The sequence below is a fragment of the Kribbella sp. NBC_00359 genome, assembly GCF_036097425.1.
Classification (GTDB): Bacteria; Actinomycetota; Actinomycetes; order Propionibacteriales; family Kribbellaceae; genus Kribbella.
The window spans coordinates 8,370,796-8,390,947 of record NZ_CP107975.1 but is presented as its reverse complement, the minus strand read 5'-3'; the positions used below and the strand labels follow the sequence as shown (position 1 = coordinate 8,390,947).

Here is a 20,152-nt window from a genome sequence, read left to right as displayed (position 1 = left end):
ATGACAACGACCCCGGCACTGATCGAGGTCGAGGAGGTGGGGACCCAGGCACCGGCCGAGGGTCCCCCGACCTCGACCCGGCGGATCCTCACCACGCTGGCCAGGGACAAGGGCGCCGTACTGTGCGTGATGTTCCTGGCGATCGTGGTCCTGATGGCGGTGGCCGCGCCGCTGATCACCAAGCTCAGCGGCTGGGGGCCGTACGAGTTCGACTCGGCGGCGATCAACTCCGCGCTGGGCGGCGTACCGAACGGCGCGCTCGGCGGGATCAGCCGCGAGCACTGGTTCGGCGTCGAGCCGCAGAACGGCCGCGACCTGTTCGCCCGGATCGTGTACGGCGCGCGGGTGTCGATCACGATCTCGTTGTCGGCGACGCTGCTGACCGGGATCCTCGGCGTCGTCCTCGGCATGCTGGCCGGGTTCTACCGCGGCTGGGTCGACCAGGTGATCTCGCGACTGATGGACTTCCTGATGGCGTTCCCGGCGCTGATCTTCATGATCGCGATCCTGTCCTCGCTGCCGGCCGGGAACCGCCCGGTCCTGCTGGTCGTGGTGATCAGCGCGTTCGGCTGGCCGTACCTGGCCCGGGTGATCCGCGGTCAGACGATGACGCTGGCCAACCGTGAGTTCGTCGAGGCGGCGCGGGCGTCCGGGGCGAAGGACGTGCAGGTCGTGTTCCGGGAGATCCTGCCGAACCTGCGCGGCTCGATCATCGTGATGACGACGCTGGCGATCCCGGGCTACATCGGCACCGAGGCCGGCCTGTCGTTCCTCGGCGTCGGCGTCTCGCCGCCGACCGCGTCCTGGGGCCAGATGATCGCGAGCTCGGTCAGTTGGTACTCGGTGGACCCGATGTTCTTCGCGATCCCGGGCGCCTTCCTGTTCCTCACCGTGCTGTCCTTGACAGTCCTGGGCGACAAGATCCGCTCGGTCATCGACCAGGGAGAAGCGACATGACCCGCTACGTGCTCGGGCGCCTGGGCGGGGTCGTGGTGATCTTGCTGGCCGTTTGCCTGTTCACCTATCTGATCTTCTTCAAGCTGTCGCCGGATCCCGCGGTGATGATCTGCGGCAAGACCTGTACGCCGGACCGGATCAACTCGATCCGCGACGTGCTGGGGCTGAACCAGCCGCTCTTCACCCAGTTCTGGGAGTTCCTCCGGGGCATCTTCGCCGGCCGCGACTACGGCTCGGTGCACTGCCCGGCGCCGTGTCTGGGGTACAGCTTCCAGACCAACGAGTCGGTGTGGAGCATGATCACCACCCGGCTCCCGGTCAGCGTGACGGTTGCGGTCGGCGCCGCCGTACTGTGGCTGCTCGCCGGTGTGATCGGTGGTCTGATCAGCGCGATCAAGCAAGGAACATGGTGGGACCGTACGGCGATGGCACTCGCCCTCGGCGGCGTGAGCGTGCCGAACTACGTCCTCGCGCTCGTGCTGCAATTCGTCCTGGTCGTGAAGCTGCAGGTGCTGCCGTTCCCGTCGGCGCCGGCCTTCGCGGACGACCCGGTGCTGTGGTTCGAGTCGTACTTGATGCCGTGGACCGTGCTGGCCGTCGGCTACGCCTGTCTGTACGCGCGGTTGACCCGGAGCAACGTGATCGACACGTTGTCGGAGAACTACTTCCGGACCGCGCGGGCCAAGGGACTGAGTCGCCCGCTGATCCTGCGCCGGCACGCACTGCGACCGGCGTTGACCCCGATCACCACGATCTTCGGGATGGACTTCGCCGGCCTGCTCGGCGGCGCGCTGATCACCGAGACCGTGTTCGGGCTGAACGGGATCGGCAAGATGGCGGCCGACTCGATCGCGAAGAACGACCAGCCGGTGATCATGGCGGTCACCCTGCTCGCCGCGTTCTTCGTTGTCATCGGCAACGTCGTGGTGGACCTTGTCTACACCGCGCTGGATCCTCGAGTGAGAGTGACGTCGGCATGACGGATGAACTGTTCGTGGTGGAGGACCTGACTGTCACGTTGCCGACTAGTCGTGGTCCGGTGGATGTGGTGAAGAACGTGTCGTTCACCGTCGGCCGCGACGACACGCTCGGGATCGTCGGCGAGTCCGGATCGGGCAAGTCGATGACGGCTCTCGCCGTACTCGGGCTGCTGCCACGCGGTGCGGAAACGAAAGGGAGCATCCGGCTGGATGGCGCCGAGTTGCTCGGCCGGTCGGAGCGGGAGCTGCAGTCGGTGCGCGGGAACGCGATCTCGATGGTGTTCCAGGATCCGTTGTCGTCGCTGAATCCCTACTACACCGTGGGTTTGCAGATCGAGGAGATGTACCGGGCACACCGTGGTGGGTCGCGGCGGGCGGCCCGGCAGGTGGCGATCGAGGCGCTGGACCAGGTCGGGATCCCCGATCCGGGCCGGCGGGTCGACCACTATCCGCATCAGTTCTCCGGTGGCCAGCGGCAACGAGTCATGATCGCGATGGCGTTGTGCTGCTCACCGGCGCTGCTGATCGCGGACGAGCCGACGACCGCGCTCGACGTCACCGTGCAGGCGCAGATCCTGGAGCTGATGGCCGAGCTGCAGTCGACCACCGGGACCGGGATGGTCTTCATCACCCACGACCTGGCGGTGATCAGCTCGATCGCTCAACGGGTGCTGGTGATGTGTGCGGGTGAGCCGGTCGAGTACGGCACGGCCGAGCAGGTGTTCTCGGATCCTCGGCACGAGTACACCCGCACGCTGCTGGACGCCGTACCGCGCATCGATGACGAGGTGGTGGCGTCATGACGTTGCTGAAGGTGCGTGGGGTGACGAAGCAATTCCTCACCCGCGGCGAAGGCGCGATGGCCCGGAAGTCCACGTTCACCGCGGTCGACGACGTCAGCTTCGAGGTTGAGCTCGGTGAGACGCTGGCGATCGTGGGGGAGTCGGGCAGCGGGAAGTCGACGACTGCGCGGATCGCCGCGCGGTTGCTGGAGCCGACGAGCGGGTCGGTCGAGTTCGATGGGCAGGACGTGACGCGGGCGACCGGGAACGAGTTGGCGTCGTTCCGGAACAACGTGCAGGTGGTGTTCCAGGATCCGTTCTCGTCGCTGAACCCGCGGTACACGGTCGAGCGGATCGTCACCGCGCCGCTGACCTATCAAGGGATCACGCCGGCCGGTGGGCGGCGCGCGTTCGCGCAGGAGCTGATGGCACGGGTCGGGCTGAACCCGGACCACTGCCAGCGGTATCCGGCGCAGTTCTCCGGCGGGCAGGCGCAGCGGATCGGCATCGCCCGGGCCCTCGCGGTGAACCCGAAGCTGGTGATCTGCGACGAGGCGGTGTCCGCGCTCGACGTGTCGATCCAGGCGCAGGTGCTGGAGCTGTTGATGCGATTGCAGCGGGAGAGCGGGTTCAGCTACATCTTCATCGCGCACGACCTGGCCGTGGTCCGGCAGATCTCGCAGCGGGTCGCGGTGATGAACCAGGGCAGAATCGTGGAGCTGGGGTCACGCGACCAGGTGTTCGGGGATCCCCAGGACGATTACACGAGGACGCTGCTGGCCGCCGTACCGCGGATCAATCCGGAGTGGGATGCCAGACGCCGGGCGAAGGAGGCTTCATGACCAGCTACACGATTCCTGGAATGCATGTTCGGGAGCACACCGTCGAGGTGCCGCTGGACTGGGCGAATCCTTCGGAGACCATCACGGTCTTCGCCCGGGAGCTCGTCGACCCGGTGCGTAAGGACGAGGACCTGCCGTGCCTGCTGTTCCTGCAGGGCGGTCCAGGCGGAAAGGCGCCGCGGCCGCCCGGGCGGACGGGGTGGATCGACCAGGCCCTGAACAGCTACCGCGTGATCCTGTTCGACCAGCGGGGGACCGGTCGCAGTACGCCGATCTCCGGGCGGCGGATGGAGTCGCTGTCCGCCGAGGAAGGGGCCGACTACCTCGCCTGCTTCCGGGCGGACTCGATCATCGCCGATGCCGAGCACCTGCGGACGACGGTCTTCGGCGGGCGCAAGTGGTCGACGCTGGGCCAGAGCTACGGCGGATTCCTCACGCTCACCTACCTGTCGAAGGCCCCGGACGGACTGACGGCCTGCTACGTGACTGGCGGGCTGGCCTCGATCGATCCGTCGGCGGCCGAGGTCTATCGACGGACGTATCCGCGGGTGGCGGCGAAGAACCGTGAGTTCTACCAGCGGTATCCCCACAACGTGGAGCGGGTCGGCGGGATAGCAGACCGGCTGGCGGATTCCGACGTACGGCTGCCGGATGGTGATCGGCTGACGGTACGGCGGTTCCAGTCGCTCGGGATCGACTTCGGGATGAAACCCGGGTACGAGCGGATCCATTGGCTGCTCGACGAGGCCTTCGACGGCGACTCGTTGTCGGACACGTTCCTCGATCAGGCGATGGCGTCGTCGTCGTACAGCTCGAACCCGTTGTTCGCGGCGCTGCAGGAGAGCATCTACGGGTCCGGCGAGGGCGCCACGGGCTGGGCGGCCGAGGCGGAGCGGAAGCTGCGGCCGGAGTTCGCCGAGGAGGCGCGGCCGCTGCTGTTCACCGGCGAGATGATGTACCCCTGGATGTTCGAGGAGATCCGCGGACTGCGCCCGTTCCGGGGAGCCGTCGAGGTGCTGGCCGGCCGGCCGCGGTGGTCGGAGCTGTACGACCTCGAGCGGCTCGCGGCGAACGACGTACCGGTGGCCGCCGCGGTCTACTACGACGACATGTACGTCGACTCCGGGCTGCAGCTGGACACCGCGAGCCGGGTCGGCAACCTACAGGCGTGGGTGACGAACGAGTACGAGCACGATGGGCTCGGCGTGGAGCGGGTGTTCGCCCGGCTGACCGAGCTGGTGCGAGCCGTCGGGGGTGGCGTACCCGCGAGTTGAGGGGTGGAGTGCATCACAATGGGCGGCGAGCGGTGACCAGGGAGGTGAACGGATGGTTCAGGGGACTTCGGCGGCTCATCACGCCGTAGACGGCTCGACCGGGCCGCTGCCGAGCGTGCGGCGGCTGAAGCAGCGGGAGAACCTGCGCGACAGCGTCGCCAACGCGCTGCGGGCGGCGGTGATCTCCGGCGAGCTGGAGCCGGGGGAGGTGTACTCGGCGCCGATGCTGGGCGCTCGGTTCGGGGTGTCCGCGACCCCGGTGCGGGAGGCGATGCTCGACCTGGTCCGCGAGGGCCTGGTGATCTCGCTGCGGAACAAGGGCTTCCGGGTCACCGAGGTGTCCGATGCGGACCTGGACGACCTGGCCTCGCTGCGGCAGCTGATCGAGCCGCCGACGATCCGGGTCGTCGTACCGGCGATTCCCGCCGCGGACTTCCCGCGGCTGCGGGCGCTGGCGGAGGACATCGTGGTGGCGGCGGAGGCGGGTGACCTGATCGCGTACATCGAGGCGGACCGGGTCTTCCACGTCACGCTGCTCACGTACTCCGGCAACCAGAGGCTGGTCGACCTGGTGTCGGACCTGCGGTCGCAGACGCGGCTGCTCGGGCTCACACCGCTGGTCGAGAGCGGGCGGCTGGGACAGTCGGCGGCCGAGCACCACGAGCTGATGGACCTGGTCGAGGCGCGCGACGGCGACGGCGCCGAGCAGTTGATGCGCCGCCACATCGGCCACGTCCGGGGCCTGTGGGCGGGGTCTCAAAGCAGCTGACGCCGGAGCGAGTCGGCAACGAACTGCTCGAACTCCGCCGGCGTCCAGCCCGACTCGTCGACCAGTTCCTGGTAGACACCGGGCGCGGCCAGCGCGCGGTAGACGGCCTGCGCCTGCTTCAGCGGGATGCGTAGCCCGGTCTCGAGTGACGCGATGATCGCGTCCATCACCTCGTTGCGGCCTTGGAGTTTGGAGCGCAGCAACGCCTTGGTCTCGGCGCTCTCGTCGGTGGCGGCCTCGAAGATCAGCACGACGTCGAAGCCCGCCGAGTACAGGTTCGTCAGCCAGGCCGCGGCGCCGTGCAGCCGCTCGACCGGGTCCTCGATCGCGAGCACCTGCTGCGCCCGCTCGATCGCCCCGGCCTCGGTCAACCACAGGTCGCAGATCAGCGACAGGATTTCCCGTTTGGTGCCGAAGGCCGAGTAGACGGTCCGGGTGGCCACGCCGGCGTCCTTCGCGATCGCGTCGATGCTGGTCGCGCCGTACCCCTGCGCGGCGAAGAGCCGGCGACCGGCCTGCGCGATCCGGATCCGGGTCTCCTCCGCCTGGACCTGGCGATAGGACTTGACAGCCTCGGGCATGTGGGCACACTATCACTGTGTTCAGTGCAGTGACACTGCATCGAGTGCACTGCTAATGCATTATCTGAGGGGGATGGACCATGGCTACTTCCGAAACGCCGGCCGGTACGACGAAGGCCGGGCCGCTCGCGGTGCTGGAGCGGATCCTGCACGAGGGGTTCGCGACGGGGGACGACGGCATTGTGGACGAGCTGTGCGCGCCGGACCTGGTCGAGCATCAGTTCGGGCTGGCGGGGACCGGTGAGCAGGCGCGCGAGCAGGTGAGGGCGGCGATCCGGGACGTGCACGCGATGATGCCGGACATCGTCTACACGCTGGAGGACTCGGTCGTCGTCGGCGACCTGGTCTGGGCGCGCGGACGAGCACGCGGCACCGCGACGGGCGGATTTTTCGGGCCGCCCAGCAACGCGCCGATCGACATCGCCATCTTCGAGCTGGCGCGCGTCGTCGACGGTCGCATCGTCGAGCACTGGGGCAGTCCGGACCGGTTCGCCCTGCTCGCCCAGACGGGTGGGCTTGCCCGCCTTACGTCGTCGTAAGCGCTCCGGCGGCGGTGGCGGCGGCGGGGGAGCCGTAGGTGGCGGTCAGGCGATCCAGGAAGGTGGGGTGGTCGAGCGTGTACTCCTGGGTGCCGACCGTCTCCAGGACCGTGGTCGCCAGCGTGCAGCCGAGGTGGGCGGACGCCTCGTGGTCGAGGCCGGCCGCGCGGCCGGTCAGGTAGCCGGCCCGGAAGGCGTCGCCGCCGCCGGTCGGGTCCACCAGACCCGGCGCCGGGACGGCCGGAACCTTGGCCAGGATCCCGCTGGCGTCCTCGATCACGACGCCGTCGCCGCCGTGGGTGGTGATCCGGACGCCCACGCGCTCCAGGATCTCGCCGTGGCTCCAGCCGGTCTTCTGCACCATCAGGCCGGCTTCGTACTCGTTGCTGAACAGGTACGCCGCCCCGTCGATGAGCGTGCGGATATCGGCGCCGTCCATCCGCGCCATCTGCTGCGACGGGTCCGCCGCCACCGCGATCCCGTGCTGCTTGGCCAGTTCGGTGTGCTTGAGCATGCCGTCGGGGTCGTCCGCACCGATCAGCACCAGGTCGATCCCGCCGGACTTCGCGTGGATCGCGCCCAGGTCGAGCTCCCGCGCCTGCGCCATCGCGCCGGTGTAGAACGAGGCGATCTGGTTGGCGTCGAGGTCCGTCGTACAGGTGAACCGGGCCGTGTGTACGTTCTCACAGACGCGCACGTGCGACACGTCCACGCCGGCGGTCGTCAGCGCCGCGCCGTACTCGGCGAAGTCGGCACCGACCGACCCGACCAGCAGCGACGGCTGCCCGAGCTGGGCCATCCCGTAGCAGATGTTCGCCGCGACGCCGCCGCGGTGGACGACCAGCTCGTCGACCAGGAACGACAGGGAGACCTTGTGCATCTGTTCCTCGAGGAACTGGTCCTTGAACCGGCCCGGGAACGTCATCAGGATATCGGTCGCGATCGATCCGGCGACGGCGATGCGCATACGGGGTGCTCCCTCAGGTGGGGTGGGTGTGCGACGTGCGGACAACCCATAGAGACTACAGGCGACCGATCTAATACATGGGAGGCGGGAATTCATGGGCCATCAGGTACCTGTGACCGAGGAACTGCACGACTACATGGTCGCGCACGGGATGCCGCTGGACGAGATCGCGACCGAACTCGTGGCCGAGACCGAGGCGCTCGGCGGCCCCGCCCGGATGCTGACCACCCCTGACCAGGCCGCGCTCCTGACCACGCTGACGCGGCTGATCTCGGCCCGCCGGGCGGTCGAGATCGGGACCTTCACCGGTTTCTCCGCGCTCGCGATCTCGCGCGGTCTGCCGGCCGACGGCGAGCTGATCTGCCTGGACGTGGACGCGGACTGGACCGCGATCGGCCGCAGGTACTGGGAGCGGGCCGGCGTGGCGGACAAGATCGACCTGCGCATCGGTGACGCGCACGAGTCGGTCACCAAGCTGGACGGCGAGTTCGACCTGGCCTTCGTGGACGCCGACAAGGACTGGTACATCCAGTACTTCGAGGCCGTGCTGCCGCTGGTCCGGCCGAACGGGTTGCTGCTGTTCGACAACACGCTGGCCGGTGGCCGGGTGGCCGACCCGGACGGCCCGGCGGACCGCAAGGAGTTCAACGCGCACATCGCCGCGGACGACCGGGTCGACGTGGTCATGCTCGGCATCGGCGACGGACTCACCCTGGTCCGCAAGAAGTGAGCAAGGCGGGGAGCAGGGCCGCGGCGCGACTGGCAGTGACGGACCTGCAGCACAAGTACGGCGACCGTCCGGTGATCGAGGGACTCACGTTCACCCTGTCCGCGGGCCAGGCGATCGCGCTGGTCGGGCCGAACGGCGCGGGCAAGACGACCGTGCTCAAGTGCATCGTCGGCTCGGCCGAGCCCGCGGCCGGCAAGATCCTGCTCGACGGCCTGCCGATCGACGAACGAGCCGAGACGGTACGGCGTGATGTCGCCACGCTGCTCGACGACCTGGACTTCTTCCCGGACCTGACCGCGGCCGAACACCTGGACCTGCTCGCCCGCGCGCACGGCAACCCGGAGCCGGAAGACCTGGTCGACACGCTCCTCGACGACATCGGCCTGCTCCCCGCCGCCGACCAGCTGCCCGGCTCGTTGTCCTCCGGTCAGCGCCGCCGCCTCGCCTTGGCGACGGCGCTGGTCCGCCCCCGGAAGCTGATGGTCCTCGACGAGCCCGAGGCGCGCCTCGACACCGACGGCGTCCAGTGGCTGTCGGACCGCCTGATCGAGGAGAAGAAGTCCGGCACCTCGATCCTGTTCGCCAGCCACGACCCGGCCCTGGTGGAGGCCGTCGCCGACTCCGTCGTCACCCTCACCCCGCTGCCATGAGCTCAGCAGAAGGCCCGGTCGTCTTCGACCCGAACGACTTCGGCGCGATCCCGACGTCCCGCGCACTGCGCCAATGGATGCGCACCACCCGGCGGCGGCACGCGGACCGGTCGTTCTGGCAGGTGTTCGAAGACGCCTACCTGGTCATCTTCACCCTGGCTATGCTCGGTGCGACCGGCGGCAACGTGGTCCACCACCTCAACTCCAACGCCGCCAGTTGCCGGTCGTTCACCTGTGGTGAGTTGTCGCACTGGACGCCGTGGATCGTGGTGCCGTTGCTCCTGGCAACCACGCTCCGGGTGCTGCTGAGCGTGGGTCCCGTGTCCGCGTCGCAGGCGACCGGCTTCTGGCTGCTTGCCACTCCCGTGAATCGGGCGTCTTTGCTGCGGCCGACGTACCGGCTGGTGATGGGCGTTGTGGCGGTGGTTGGGTTCGTTGCGTCGGCGATCATCTGGGCGCTGCTGGGGTCGAGGTTGGCCGATGTGACCGAGGTGTCGGTGCTGATGGCGGCCCTGCTCGTCTGCGTCGGGACGGTGACGGTCTGGGCGCAGCAGACGGCCCCGCGGTCACGCTGGGCGCTGCGGATTGCGGATCTGTTGCTCGTCGCTGCGGTGGTTCCGGCGGTGTTGCTCGCGCTCCAACCTCGCTCACAACAGGACACCTTCGAGAACCTCGTCATCGTCTCGACCTTCACCGGTTCCAGCTATACGTCCTCCGGGCCGGCGCTGTTGCTCGGCTCGGCTCAGACGTGGCTGCTGGTGATCTGTGCGGTCGCGCTGGTGCTGTGTGTGGCGCTCGTCGTCGTCACCTCGCAGACGCTCGACAAGCTCAGCCGGACGAGTGTGATCGCGGGCGGGGAGTTGCTGGCCGGTCTCGCCGGAGCGGCGAGCAGTCTGGATATCAGCATGCTGGCCGACGTGGTGTCCGGTCGGCACTGGCGGTTGAAGGGGCGGGTGCATTCGCGGCGCGGTCGTGGGTCGCGAGGGTCGGCGCTGATACAGCGGGAGTTCTTGCGGATCCTCAGGTGGCCGCGGCGACTCGTGATCGGCTTCGCACTGCTCGTCGTACCGTATGCGGTTTCGGGCGCGGGCTTCGACGTACTCGTGCCTATCGCTGCGGGGTTTGCCGGGTTTGTCGCCGTCCGTCCGTTGATGGACGGGTTGCGGTCGGTGTGCCGGTCGACCGGGTTGGTGCGCGCGTTGGGGATGGACCTGCGCGATCTCCGCGTCATCATGGCGGTGGTCCCGGCCGGCTTCGCGGCGCTGTGGTCCCTGCTGGCGTCGCCGGCGATCGGGAACGGGCCGGCCACGTTCGCGGTTGCGGCCGGCATGCTCGCCGGCGCCGTACGTCAGGCCTCTGCCCGGCCCCCGTCGTACTCCGGACCTCTGGTCGCCTCGCCCATGGGTGCCATCCCGCCGGGTCTCTTCTCCCAACCGATGCGCGGCTTCGACCTGCTGCTGGTCTGTCTGGCCCCGGTCCTCCTGGGAATCAGCTCGACCTGGGTCCTGATCATCCCCTCCATCGTGCTGATGATCATGTTCGCCGTCCGCCCCAAAACCGAGTAACAACCGAAAGGCCACCGCCCCTGGTGTCAGGGGTGGTGTCAGGGGGGTGACTGGGCGGCGTCAGGGGAGTGGGTCAGCGTGGCGGTTGACCTTCTACCAATCACTGCCCGGAGGCAGATCGAGATGTTTCACCGCATCGGGCGCGTTGTCGTCCGTCATTCCGTGTGGACGATCGTGGCGTGGATCGTTGCCGCGGTCGCCATTGTCGCCACCGCACCGAGCCTCCCGTCGAGTAGCGACGAGACCAGCTTCTTGCCCAAGAGTTACGAGTCGATCCAGGCTGCGGATCTGCAGCAGAGTGCGTTCCCGAGTGCCTTCACGCCGTCCGCGATCGTGCTGTACCAGCGTTCGGACGGCGGCAAGCTGACGACGGACGATCTGAAGGACGCGGCGCGGATCACCGGCGAGTTGGGCGCGAAGAAGATCGACCAGGTCCAGCAGGTCGTTCCCGGGCCGCCGTCGAAGGACGGCCGGTACGTGCTTGGTCTGGTCTCGATGGACACCAAGAGCGCCGGTCAGCCGACACAGCTGGACGCCGCGAAGGCGCTGCGCGCGGACGCCAAGGAGCTCACCAAGGGCACGCAACTCGACGCCAAGCTCGGTGGTTCGGCGGCGCAGGGGCTCGACCAGCAGGACTCCTCCACCCGTGCCAACGCGCTGGCGTTGGCCGGCACCTTCGCGATCATCCTGATCACGCTGCTGATCATCTTCCGCTCACCGATCCTCGCGGTGCTGCCGCTGCTCGTCCTGATGACACTGGTGTCGGCCACGGCCAACTCGCTCATCGCCGACGCCACCAAGCTCTTCGGGCTGCAGGCGAACAGTTCGATCTCGGCGCTGCTGATCGTCGTACTGCTCGGGGTCGGCACCGACTACTACCTGTTCTTGACGTTCCGCTATCGCGAACGGTTGCGGGCCGGCGACGAGCCGAAGGCGGCGATGGTCAACGCCGTCGGCAGGGTCGGTGAGGCGATCGCCTCGGCGGCCGGTGCGGTGATGATCTCGTTCCTCGCGCTCCTCCTGTCGACGCTCGGCTTCCTCAAGCAGATGGGCCCGGCGCTGGCCATCACCGTCGCGGTGACGCTGCTGGCCGCGCTGACGCTGTTCCCGGCGATCTGCTCGCTGATCCCGCCGCGCGTCCTGTTCTGGCCGTCGAAGGCGTGGCGCAAGGAGCCCTCGAACGCGCGCTTCGCGGCCCTCGGCCGCGGCGTACAGCGCCGCCCGGCCCTGTTCGCGGTCGTCTCGGGCGTGGTGATGATCGCGCTGGCGCTGGGCACGCTCGGTTTCAAGGCCACGTTCGACCTGGCGTCCGGGTCGATGCCGAAGACCCAGGAATCGATGGTCGTCCAGACCGAGATGCAGAACGCCTATTCGGCAGGTGCCGCCGAACCGACCTCGGTCCTGGTCACCTCGACCGGCGACGGCCGGCTCGACCCGGCTGCGCTGCCCGCGTACGAGCGCAAGCTCAGCACGGTCGCGGGTGTCGCCGACGTCCAGCCCGCCGCGATCAGCAAGGACGGCCGGACCGCCAACATCACGGTCACGCTGAAGTACGGGTCGGCGACCGACCAGGCGATCAGCGCGGTCGGCGACGTCCGCGACGTCGCACACGCCGACGCACCGTCCGGCACGAAGGCGCTCGTCGGCGGTATGTCGTCGATCTACAAGGACGTCAACGCCGCGGTGAACCACGACTACCGCACGGTGTTCCCGCTCGCCGCGCTGCTGATCATGATCATCCTCGGCCTGCTGCTGCGCAGCGTGGTGGCGCCCTGGTACCTGATGGCCTCGGTGGGGCTGGGCTTCGGCGCCACGCTCGGCGCGACGGTGCTCATCTTCCAGAAGGGTCAGGGACACTCGGGGCTGATGTTCATGCTCCCGGTGATCATGTACCTGTTCGTGGTCGCCATCGGCACGGACTACAACATCCTGATGATCTCCCGGCTGCGTGAGGAGGCGCGGGAGGGCCGCGATCCACGCGAGGCCGCCAGTATGGCGGTGCGGCACGCCGGTCCGACCGTGGCCGCGGCCGGGTTCATCCTGGCGGCCACCTTCGCCACCTTGATGATGGCGGGCAACTCGCTGCTGACCGAGATGGGATTCGCCGTCTCGTTCGGCATCGTCGTCGCCGCGTTCGTGATGGCGATGTTCTTCACGCCGAGCCTGACGGCGCTGATCGGGCGTGCGGCCTGGTGGCCGGGCCACCAGGACCGCAAGGCGACCGCGGACGCGGAGGCCGCCGACTCCGACGCCCGGGAGCTCGAACCGTCGGCGAAGAACTGACGTACGGCGGATGGGGCTCCGGCGACAAGCCGGAGCCCCGTACGCCGGTCCGTCAATGCCCGCGCCGGTCGCGGCGACTCAGACCTCGCGGGCTAGCCATGTCTGGTTGATCTCGTGGGGTAGTCCGGACCGACAGTTTCTCCAACCGCTCGGACAGCTCCGTGAGATCCACGCGAGCACCCAACCACGTCCCACCGACAGTCGTCGGCGCCCTGCGGATGCTGCGGGCCGCAGGGCGCTGGGCCGCCTATTGCTGGGGTGCCGGCTCCTCCTCCGGATCGGGCGTCGGTGGAGCGTCGGGGACGACGGGCTGGTCGAGACCGGCGTCCTCGCTGATCGCCGCGCGGGTGACGGCGGCCTCGATGCGATTCAGCTGTTGCCGGAGCGCGGTGCCGGTGCCGGTGGGGGCAGCCCAGAACCGCTTCATGTACTCCTCGATCTCGGCCTGCATCATGGCCCTGAGCTGAGCTTGTGTGTACGGCAAATCGTCCTCCACTTGGCCTGGGGTGAACTCACCGCGGGCGAGCGCCGCCCGGGCTGCCGGCCCGGGGCAGTCGGTGCCGCCCGGCCGGACCGCGGAGTGCGGCCGGATCGCCGTACCGCGCGGGTAGAGCTTGCGGAAGTCGGCGATCACCGCGCGGGTGGTCGCCTTGAGGGCGGCGCTCGGCTGCTCGCCGGTGACGAGCACCAGCAGGATCGCGCCGTACCGCTCGTTCAGATCGTTGTTGCCGTTGGCGCCGGACTGGGTACGCAACCCGCGCAGCGTCCAGGCCCGGCCGGCCTGGTCGACCGCGACCTGGTACGCGATGTCCGACCAGCCACGGGTGTCCATGTGGTAGTCCTGCCACCCGCGCAACGCGGACGCGACCGCCGCCTTGCTATGGATGACGCTCGTCGACCCGGTGCCCGGCCAGTGGATGACCGCGCCCTCGACCCGGGACACGGTCAGGTTGCCCGGACCGTCGTTCGGCGGCCGCGCGTTCCAGGCGGACCGGGGCAGATATACGACCATCTGTGCTCCTCACATGCCTCACGGCACCGCATACCCAACGCTGGCGCTCGGTAATCAACCGATCACACTGGGCGCGCGGTCGTCAAGCGGTGACGCCATCCTTTCAGTGCGGGGGTGCGGTAGTTGGTCGAGCGCGTGGCGTCGAGGTCTTGACATCGTTGTCCGGGCTTGATGAGCTTCCGCGCAGGAATCAGTGAAACGTTTCCAAATCTCGCCGCCCGAGGTACTCGAGGAGATCGATCATGGTCGTGAATCGTCCGGCGCGCGCCCTGCGCGCCGTCCTGGCCGGAGCCGTCGCGCTGGGCCTCGGGATGGTCTCGGCACAGCCGGCCGGAGCCGATCCGGGCCGGGACACCGAGGACGCGACCGCCGTCGCGCGGGCCCGGGTCGCGGCCGACGTGCTGATGAGTTCGTACGAGCCGGTGAAGGCGTGGTTCCCGTCGAGCTGGTGGAACTCGGCGGTCGCGCTGCAGACGATCGGCGACTACATGCAGCGCACCGGCGACCGGCGCTATCTGTCCCAGCTGGACAACACGTTCGAGAAGGACAAGGGAGCGTTCCCGGCCGGATACCTCTCGGGCGATCCGTTGCTCGGCAACTTCACCAGCCGCGCGATCGACGATTCCGAGTGGTGGGGTCTGACCTGGATACAGGCCTACGACCTCACCAAGAACCGCAAGTACCTCGACATGGCGGTCACGATCGCTGAGTACGTCGAGGGGTACTGGGATCCCAGCACGTGCGGTGGTGGCGTCTGGTGGGACGGGGAGCGGACGTACAAGAACGCCGTCACCAATGGACTCTGGATCCGGCTCACGGCCGAGTTGCACAACCGGCTGCCTGGTGACCACCGCTGGCTCGGCCGGGCGCAGGACGGCTGGAACTGGCTCAACAGCAGCGGCATGATCAACTCCGACGGTCTGGTCAACGACGGCCTGAACAGCAGCTGCGAGAACAACGGCGGCACGGTGTGGAGCTACAACCAGGGGCTGGCGATCGGCGCCGGCCTGGAGCTGCGGCGGGCGACCCGGGACCCAGGGTTGCTGACCACCGTACGGCGGCTGGCCGACGCATCGATCGGATCCGGCGGACTGGTGACGGACGGCGTACTGACCGAGTACTGCGATGCTCCGGATCGGCAGTGCGATGACAATGGCAAGCAGTTCAAGGGCATCTTCCAGCGGTACTGGATGGATCTCGCCGACACCACCCACGACGCGACGTACGTCGCCTTCGTCCAGCAGCAGGCCAATAGTGTGTGGGACCACGACCGCGATGCGTCCGGACGACTGGGTGAGCGCTGGTCGGGTCTGACCAATGCCGATCACCCGAACGCCTTCGACTGGCGCACGCAGGCCAGTGCGCTGAGTGCCCTGATCGCCGCCGTACCGAAGCAGACTCCTGATCAATCGCTGTCCGCGACGCTGAGTCCGGCCCAGCCGGTGGTGATGCCGGCGAGCGGTGGTCCGACCCACGTCAAGCTCAAGGTCGATCTACAGGCCACTGCGCCGGCTGGTGCGCTCAAGGTCGAGGTGAAGGCGGCAGCGCCCGCGGGATGGGCCGTGACGCCGGCGCGTGCGACGACCACGCTCCATCCGCACGGGAACGCCGTACCCGCACGATCGAGTGTCCAGCTGGACGTGACGATTCCCGCCGGCACGACCGACGGGCACTACGCGGTGACCGCGACGGCGACGTCCGGCAGCCGGCTGGCGTTCAGTGCGCAGGCCGACATGCTGGTCGCGCGCACCGTCGACTTCGACACCGGTACGGCGGCCGAGACGCCCTGGTTGTGGGACGCCGACGGCTCACAGAGCAACGGCGTCCAGAACCGGTTCGCCGACGGCAACTCCTACTTCGTCTACCGCTTCCCGTTCCCGGCCGACACCGCCGCGGCGCACGCGGTGCTGACGATCGACAACGAGTACGTCGTTCAGGTCAGCGGTGACGGTCAGAACTGGACCACTGTCCTGACCGAGACCCGCCAGCTCCACGACGGCGAGAACAAGGCGGACCAGACCATCGACCTGACCCCCTACCTCGGCCCGGACAAGGCCGCCTACATCCGAGTCGCCGATTCCTTCCCGACCGACGGCTGGGGCGGCCGCGTCTACCACGTGAGCGCCGCCTACAGCTGATATGTAGTGACGTCCTGTCAAGTGGCAGGGTGAGGCGCCCGTCCTGGTTGTTCGGGGCGGGCGCCTCGTTGGCTTCGTTGGCCGGCCGGTGGTGAGCGTGTCGTTGGCGACGCGCGGTCAGGCTGATATGCGCGGGTTGGTTACCGCAGTACGGGGTGTTCGGCAGGAGCGGTTCGCGTGTCTAGGGTCGAGCGTTGCCTGGTGCCGTGGCCGGGTTGCTCATAGCTGTTTCGCGGGTCGCTCCACGCGCTGCTTGTGCCGGTGGGGTCGACGAAGCCGGGTCGGGGTGGGTTGTTACTCCTGCAGGGTGGCCAGGGACCAGCACCAGCCGGCCAGTTCACGGGCCACGGCGACGTTTGCGACGACGGGGCGTTTGCGTCGTTCGGTGAACCGGATCCAGCGGGCATGCAGCCGCCGGTTGCCGGCGTCACCGCGAGCTCTGGCGGCGGGTCCGGTCAGCTCCCACCGGTCGTGCATGGTCTTGCCTGGCCGGTAGCGGGCGCGGTGGTGCCAGGCAGCCTCGACCAGCAGCCTTCGGGCGTGGGTGTTGCCGGTCTTGGTGATCGAGCCTTGCACGCGGGATGCCCCGGATGAGTACTCGCTGGGCACCAGACCGACGAACGCTGCGATGGTGTTGCCGGTGAACCGGTGCCAGTCGCCGATCTCGACCGCCAGCGCGAACCCGGTCAAGGTGGAGACACCGCGCAGGCACCCCAGTCGCCGCACGATCGGGGTGAACTCGCTGCCGGCGGCCAGTTGTTCGATCGCGGCGTCGAGCCGGACCCGGCGTGCCTTGACCATCACCATGGCCTCGTAGTCGGACTCGAACGCCAACCGCAGCGGGGCGGAGCCGAACGACTGGCGACGCAGCCAGGCATCGTGCGCGCCGGTCCAGGCCTGCCCGCCGGAGTAGACGATGCCCTGGCGCAGCAGCAGTTTCGACAGCCGGTGCCTGGCGCGCATCAAGTCACCCCGGCAGTCTTCGCGGGCCCGGACCAGATCTCGCGCCGTCTCCTGCTCGACCGTGGGCACCACCACCGGCGTGACCTCGTCCAGGCGCAGCAGCCGGGCCAGGTGAATCGCGTCCTTCGCGTCGGTCTTGACCCGATCACCCGCCGGACGTTGCAGCTTGCTCGGCGCCGCGACCACACACCGAACCCCCGCCGCGTTCAACGCACGCGACAACCCGAACCCGGTCGGACCAGCCTCATACGTCACCGCCACCGGACCCGCAAGGCCCCGGATCCACGACCCGATCTCATCGTGCGACGGACTCAGCCTGGCCTGCACCAGCTCGCCCGTCACACCATCGATCGCCGCCGCCGCGACCGACCGTGCGTGCACATCAAGCCCAACACTCGTACGCTCGGAAAACACCGGGGCCTCCCACACATGTCGGACAGGCCGAGCAGGCAGCCCCTACTCGGCAACCCACGAATCTGTGCGAGTGAGGCCCCCGGCCCGCAACCACTCAGCAACCCCGAGCGGTCACTTCATACCGTCTAGGCGTTCTTCAGCAGTGGCAGGAGCTGGTCGCCGACGCGGACGGTCTCCTCGGCGTACGGCGTGTCGGACAGGATGAAGTGGGTGAGTCCGAGGTCCTGGTACTTGCGGAGGGACTTGGCGACGTCGTCGGCCGACCCCACGAGCCACGTCGTACCGGCGCCGCCTCCGCCGTACTTGCCGGGAGCGGTGTAGAGGTTGTCGTCGAGGACCTCGCCGCGCTCGGCGAGTTCGAGCAGCCGCTGCTGGCCGACCGCCTTGAACCACCGGCGATCGCGAGAACCCTGGGCCTCGGCCATCTTCGCGACCTTGACCTCAGCGTCCGCCCAGGCCTCCTCGGTGGTGTCGCGGACGAGCGTGGTGATCCGCAGCCCGAACTCGAGCGGTGGGTGTTCGCGACCGAGCTCGGACTCCAGCGCCCGCAGCCGACTGATCCGCTCGGCGATCCCGTCCAGCGGCTCGCCCCAGAACAGCTGCACGTCGGCGTCCGTTGCTGCGACCCGCTGCGCTGCCTCCGACGCACCGCCGAAGTACAGCCGCGGATGCGGCCTGCCTTCGCGTACGACGGGACGCGTCGCGACCGTGGACCCGGTGACCGAGAAGTGGTCGCCGGTGAACGTGACGTCCTCCTCGGTCCACAAGCGCCGTACCAACTGCAGGAACTCACGGGTCCGCGCGTACCGCTGGGCCTGGTCGCCCTCGGAGTCGCCGTACGCGGCCAGATTGTCCTGACCGGACACGATGTTGATCAGCAGCCGCCCGCCGCTCAGCTGGTCGAGCGTCCCCGCCGCCGACGCGAAGTGCGCGGGCTGCCAGTAGCCAGGCCGGATCGCGACCAGCGGCTGGAAGGTCGTCGTACGCGCGGCCAACGCGGTGGCGACCGTGAACGTGTCCGGCCGGCCCCACCCGGTGCCGAGGAGCGCACCGGCCCAGCCGTGGTCCTCGGCGAGCCGGGCCAGCTCGGTCAACCGCTCGAGGCTGTTGTGTCCCTGGACGGTGTCGTCCCCGCGGTGGCCGGGAGCGACCTGGTTCGGGATGTACCAGAGGAAAGTCATGCAAAGCAGTTTATGTTTACCTGATTAGTCGACTTTCGATCGTCTCGCGGTCTGGTCACGGCGGACGCAGTGGGCCAGGCTGGGGTCATGACGGCGGACCTGAGCGCCGACGAGCGGGCGGCGCGGGGGAAGGCAGTGCGCAAGGACGTGCCGCTCGAGTCGCACGCCGAGTTCCGGGCGGGCGACGAGCGGGACCCGATCGGGCTGTTGCTCACCCAGGCCGAAGGGCGGGTCCCGGAGCTGATGCCGATCCGGCACGGCCGGATGCTGGCCTCACCGTTCACCTTCTATCGCGGTGCGGCGCTGGTCATGGCGGCCGACCTGGCTCAGACGACCGCGACCGGGCTGACCGTCCAGCTGTGCGGCGACGCGCACCTGTCGAACTTCGGTGCCTACGCCTCGCCGGAGCGGCGACTGGTGTTCGACATCAACGACTTCGACGAGACACTACCGGGACCGTTCGAGTGGGACGTCAAGCGGATGGCGGCGAGCTTCGTGGTGGCCGGCCGGGACAACGGGTTCAGTGCGAAGGAATGCAACGAGCTCGCGCTGACCGCCGTACGGAGCTACCGCGAAACCATGCGCGAGTTCGCGGGGCAGTCGATCCTCACGGTGTGGTACGCGCGCCTCGACGTCGAGGAGGCGGCCAAGCAGTACAAGGCCACGCTGTCGTCGGCCGAGCGCAAGCGGCGGAAGGCCGGGCTCAAGGCCGCCGACCGGACACTCGCGAAGGCATACACCCGCGACAATCTGCAGGCGATCGGCAAGCTGACCACCGTGGTCTACGGCCAACGGCGGATCGTCTCCGACCCGCCTTTGGTCGTGCCGCTCGAGGACCTCGCGGGCGTCGACACCGACGCCGTGCTCGGTCAGTTGCAGGAGCTCGTCACGAGCTATCGCGACACGCTGCCGCAGGATCGGCGGCACCTGATCGACCACTTCCGCCTCACGAACGTCGCGCACAAGGTGGTCGGTGTCGGCAGCGTCGGCACCCGGGCGTGGATCCTGCTGATGGAGTCGACCGTCCAGGACGATGCCCTCCTTCTGCAGGCCAAGCAGGCCGGCCCCTCGGTGCTCAGCGAGTACGCCGGCCACTCGGAGTACGTGAACCAGGGAGAGCGCGTCGTGGTCGGCCAGCGCCTGATGCAGGCGGCGAGCGACATCTTCCTCGGCTGGCTGCACGCCGAGGCGGCCGACGGGCCGCAGGACTACTACGTGCGGCAACTCCGCGACTGGAAGCTCTCCGTCGACATCGACAACCTGAACCCCGACGGTATGCGGCTCTACGCCCAGCTCTGCGGCTACACGCTGGCTCGCGCCCACGCCCGTTCCGGCGACCGCTTCGCGATCGCGGCGTACCTGGGCAAGTCCGACCGCTTCGACCGTGCCGTCGCCGAGTTCGCCAAGACCTACGCCAGCCAGAACGACCGCGATCACGCCGCCCTCGCCGACGCCGTCACCACCGGGCGCGTGAAAGCCCAGCCCGGCGTCTGACTCAGTTATGCGAGTTGTGAAGGTCAGTTTG

General features: G+C 68.6%; 18 protein-coding genes. 13 read left to right on the top strand and 5 right to left on the bottom strand.

Annotated elements, in window-relative coordinates:
- From OG876_RS40575 to OG876_RS40550, 6 genes are read left to right on the top strand one after another with little or no spacing between them, the layout of a single operon-like run.
- Positions 1 to 957 (top strand): ABC transporter permease, encoded by a 957-nt coding sequence (locus OG876_RS40575; protein ID WP_328522053.1) that lies wholly within the window; start codon positions 1 to 3, stop codon positions 955 to 957.
- The gene (locus OG876_RS40570; RefSeq protein WP_328522052.1) at positions 954 to 1,937 is read left to right on the top strand and encodes an ABC transporter permease; all 984 of its coding nucleotides are present in this window, start codon (positions 954 to 956) and stop codon (positions 1,935 to 1,937) included. The genes OG876_RS40575 and OG876_RS40570 overlap by 4 nt, the downstream gene beginning before the upstream one ends.
- Positions 1,934 to 2,740 (top strand): ABC transporter ATP-binding protein, encoded by an 807-nt coding sequence (locus OG876_RS40565; RefSeq protein WP_328522051.1) that lies wholly within the window; start codon positions 1,934 to 1,936, stop codon positions 2,738 to 2,740. Before OG876_RS40570 ends, OG876_RS40565 begins: the two co-directional genes overlap by 4 nt.
- A gap of 20 nt (positions 2,741 to 2,760) precedes the next feature.
- Positions 2,761 to 3,561, top strand: a complete 801-nt coding sequence (locus OG876_RS40560; RefSeq protein WP_328522050.1) for an ATP-binding cassette domain-containing protein — start codon at positions 2,761 to 2,763, stop codon at positions 3,559 to 3,561.
- Positions 3,558 to 4,835, top strand: coding sequence for an alpha/beta fold hydrolase (locus OG876_RS40555; RefSeq protein WP_328522049.1), 1,278 nt, complete (start codon positions 3,558 to 3,560; stop codon positions 4,833 to 4,835). The genes OG876_RS40560 and OG876_RS40555 overlap by 4 nt, the downstream gene beginning before the upstream one ends.
- A gap of 52 nt (positions 4,836 to 4,887) precedes the next feature.
- Positions 4,888 to 5,604: a GntR family transcriptional regulator gene (locus OG876_RS40550; protein WP_328522048.1), complete on the top strand. Its 717-nt coding sequence runs from the start codon at positions 4,888 to 4,890 to the stop codon at positions 5,602 to 5,604.
- Here OG876_RS40550 and OG876_RS40545 read toward each other — a convergent pair.
- Positions 5,592 to 6,185 carry a TetR/AcrR family transcriptional regulator gene (locus OG876_RS40545; RefSeq protein WP_328522047.1) on the bottom strand — a complete coding sequence of 198 codons (594 nt, stop codon included), beginning with the start codon at positions 6,183 to 6,185 and terminating at the stop codon, positions 5,592 to 5,594. The genes OG876_RS40550 and OG876_RS40545 overlap by 13 nt on opposite strands.
- Positions 6,186 to 6,265: 80 nt before the next feature.
- On the opposite strand from OG876_RS40545, the gene OG876_RS40540 reads away from it, so the two are divergent.
- Positions 6,266 to 6,724: an ester cyclase gene (locus tag OG876_RS40540; protein WP_328522046.1), complete on the top strand. Its 459-nt coding sequence runs from the start codon at positions 6,266 to 6,268 to the stop codon at positions 6,722 to 6,724.
- On the opposite strand, the gene OG876_RS40535 is transcribed toward OG876_RS40540, so the two are convergent.
- Positions 6,711 to 7,691, bottom strand: a complete 981-nt coding sequence (locus OG876_RS40535) for a carbohydrate kinase family protein (RefSeq protein ID WP_328522045.1) — start codon at positions 7,689 to 7,691, stop codon at positions 6,711 to 6,713. The genes OG876_RS40540 and OG876_RS40535 overlap by 14 nt on opposite strands.
- Before the next feature lie 112 nt (positions 7,692 to 7,803).
- Between OG876_RS40535 and OG876_RS40530 the strand changes: the two genes are divergently transcribed.
- From OG876_RS40530 to OG876_RS40515, 4 genes are all read left to right on the top strand, one after another.
- Positions 7,804 to 8,421, top strand: coding sequence for an O-methyltransferase (locus OG876_RS40530; RefSeq protein ID WP_328522044.1), 618 nt, complete (start codon positions 7,804 to 7,806; stop codon positions 8,419 to 8,421).
- Positions 8,418 to 9,071 carry an ABC transporter ATP-binding protein gene (locus tag OG876_RS40525; RefSeq protein ID WP_328522043.1) on the top strand — a complete coding sequence of 218 codons (654 nt, stop codon included), beginning with the start codon at positions 8,418 to 8,420 and terminating at the stop codon, positions 9,069 to 9,071. Before OG876_RS40530 ends, OG876_RS40525 begins: the two co-directional genes overlap by 4 nt.
- Positions 9,068 to 10,636 (top strand): DUF6297 family protein, encoded by a 1,569-nt coding sequence (locus OG876_RS40520; protein ID WP_328522042.1) that lies wholly within the window; start codon positions 9,068 to 9,070, stop codon positions 10,634 to 10,636. The genes OG876_RS40525 and OG876_RS40520 overlap by 4 nt, the downstream gene beginning before the upstream one ends.
- Before the next feature lie 162 nt (positions 10,637 to 10,798).
- Positions 10,799 to 12,919: an MMPL family transporter gene (locus OG876_RS40515; protein ID WP_328522041.1), complete on the top strand. Its 2,121-nt coding sequence runs from the start codon at positions 10,799 to 10,801 to the stop codon at positions 12,917 to 12,919.
- 247 nt (positions 12,920 to 13,166) lie between these two features.
- On the opposite strand, the gene OG876_RS40510 is transcribed toward OG876_RS40515, so the two are convergent.
- Positions 13,167 to 13,931 (bottom strand): peptidoglycan recognition protein family protein, encoded by a 765-nt coding sequence (locus OG876_RS40510; RefSeq protein WP_328522040.1) that lies wholly within the window; start codon positions 13,929 to 13,931, stop codon positions 13,167 to 13,169.
- 242 nt (positions 13,932 to 14,173) lie between these two features.
- Between OG876_RS40510 and OG876_RS40505 the strand changes: the two genes are divergently transcribed.
- Complete coding sequence (locus tag OG876_RS40505; protein WP_328522039.1) at positions 14,174 to 16,069, top strand: glycoside hydrolase family 76 protein; 1,896 nt, start codon at positions 14,174 to 14,176, stop codon at positions 16,067 to 16,069.
- A gap of 294 nt (positions 16,070 to 16,363) precedes the next feature.
- On the opposite strand, the gene OG876_RS40500 is transcribed toward OG876_RS40505, so the two are convergent.
- Together OG876_RS40500 and OG876_RS40495 are read right to left on the bottom strand one after the other, a co-directional pair.
- Positions 16,364 to 17,446: an IS110 family transposase gene (locus OG876_RS40500; RefSeq protein ID WP_328522038.1), complete on the bottom strand. Its 1,083-nt coding sequence runs from the start codon at positions 17,444 to 17,446 to the stop codon at positions 16,364 to 16,366.
- 125 nt (positions 17,447 to 17,571) lie between these two features.
- The gene (locus tag OG876_RS40495; protein ID WP_328522037.1) at positions 17,572 to 18,627 is read right to left on the bottom strand and encodes an LLM class flavin-dependent oxidoreductase; all 1,056 of its coding nucleotides are present in this window, start codon (positions 18,625 to 18,627) and stop codon (positions 17,572 to 17,574) included.
- Between the two features lie 87 nt (positions 18,628 to 18,714).
- Between OG876_RS40495 and OG876_RS40490 the strand changes: the two genes are divergently transcribed.
- Positions 18,715 to 20,121, top strand: coding sequence for a DUF2252 domain-containing protein (locus OG876_RS40490; protein WP_328522036.1), 1,407 nt, complete (start codon positions 18,715 to 18,717; stop codon positions 20,119 to 20,121).
- The last annotated feature ends 31 nt before the right edge of the window (positions 20,122 to 20,152 follow it).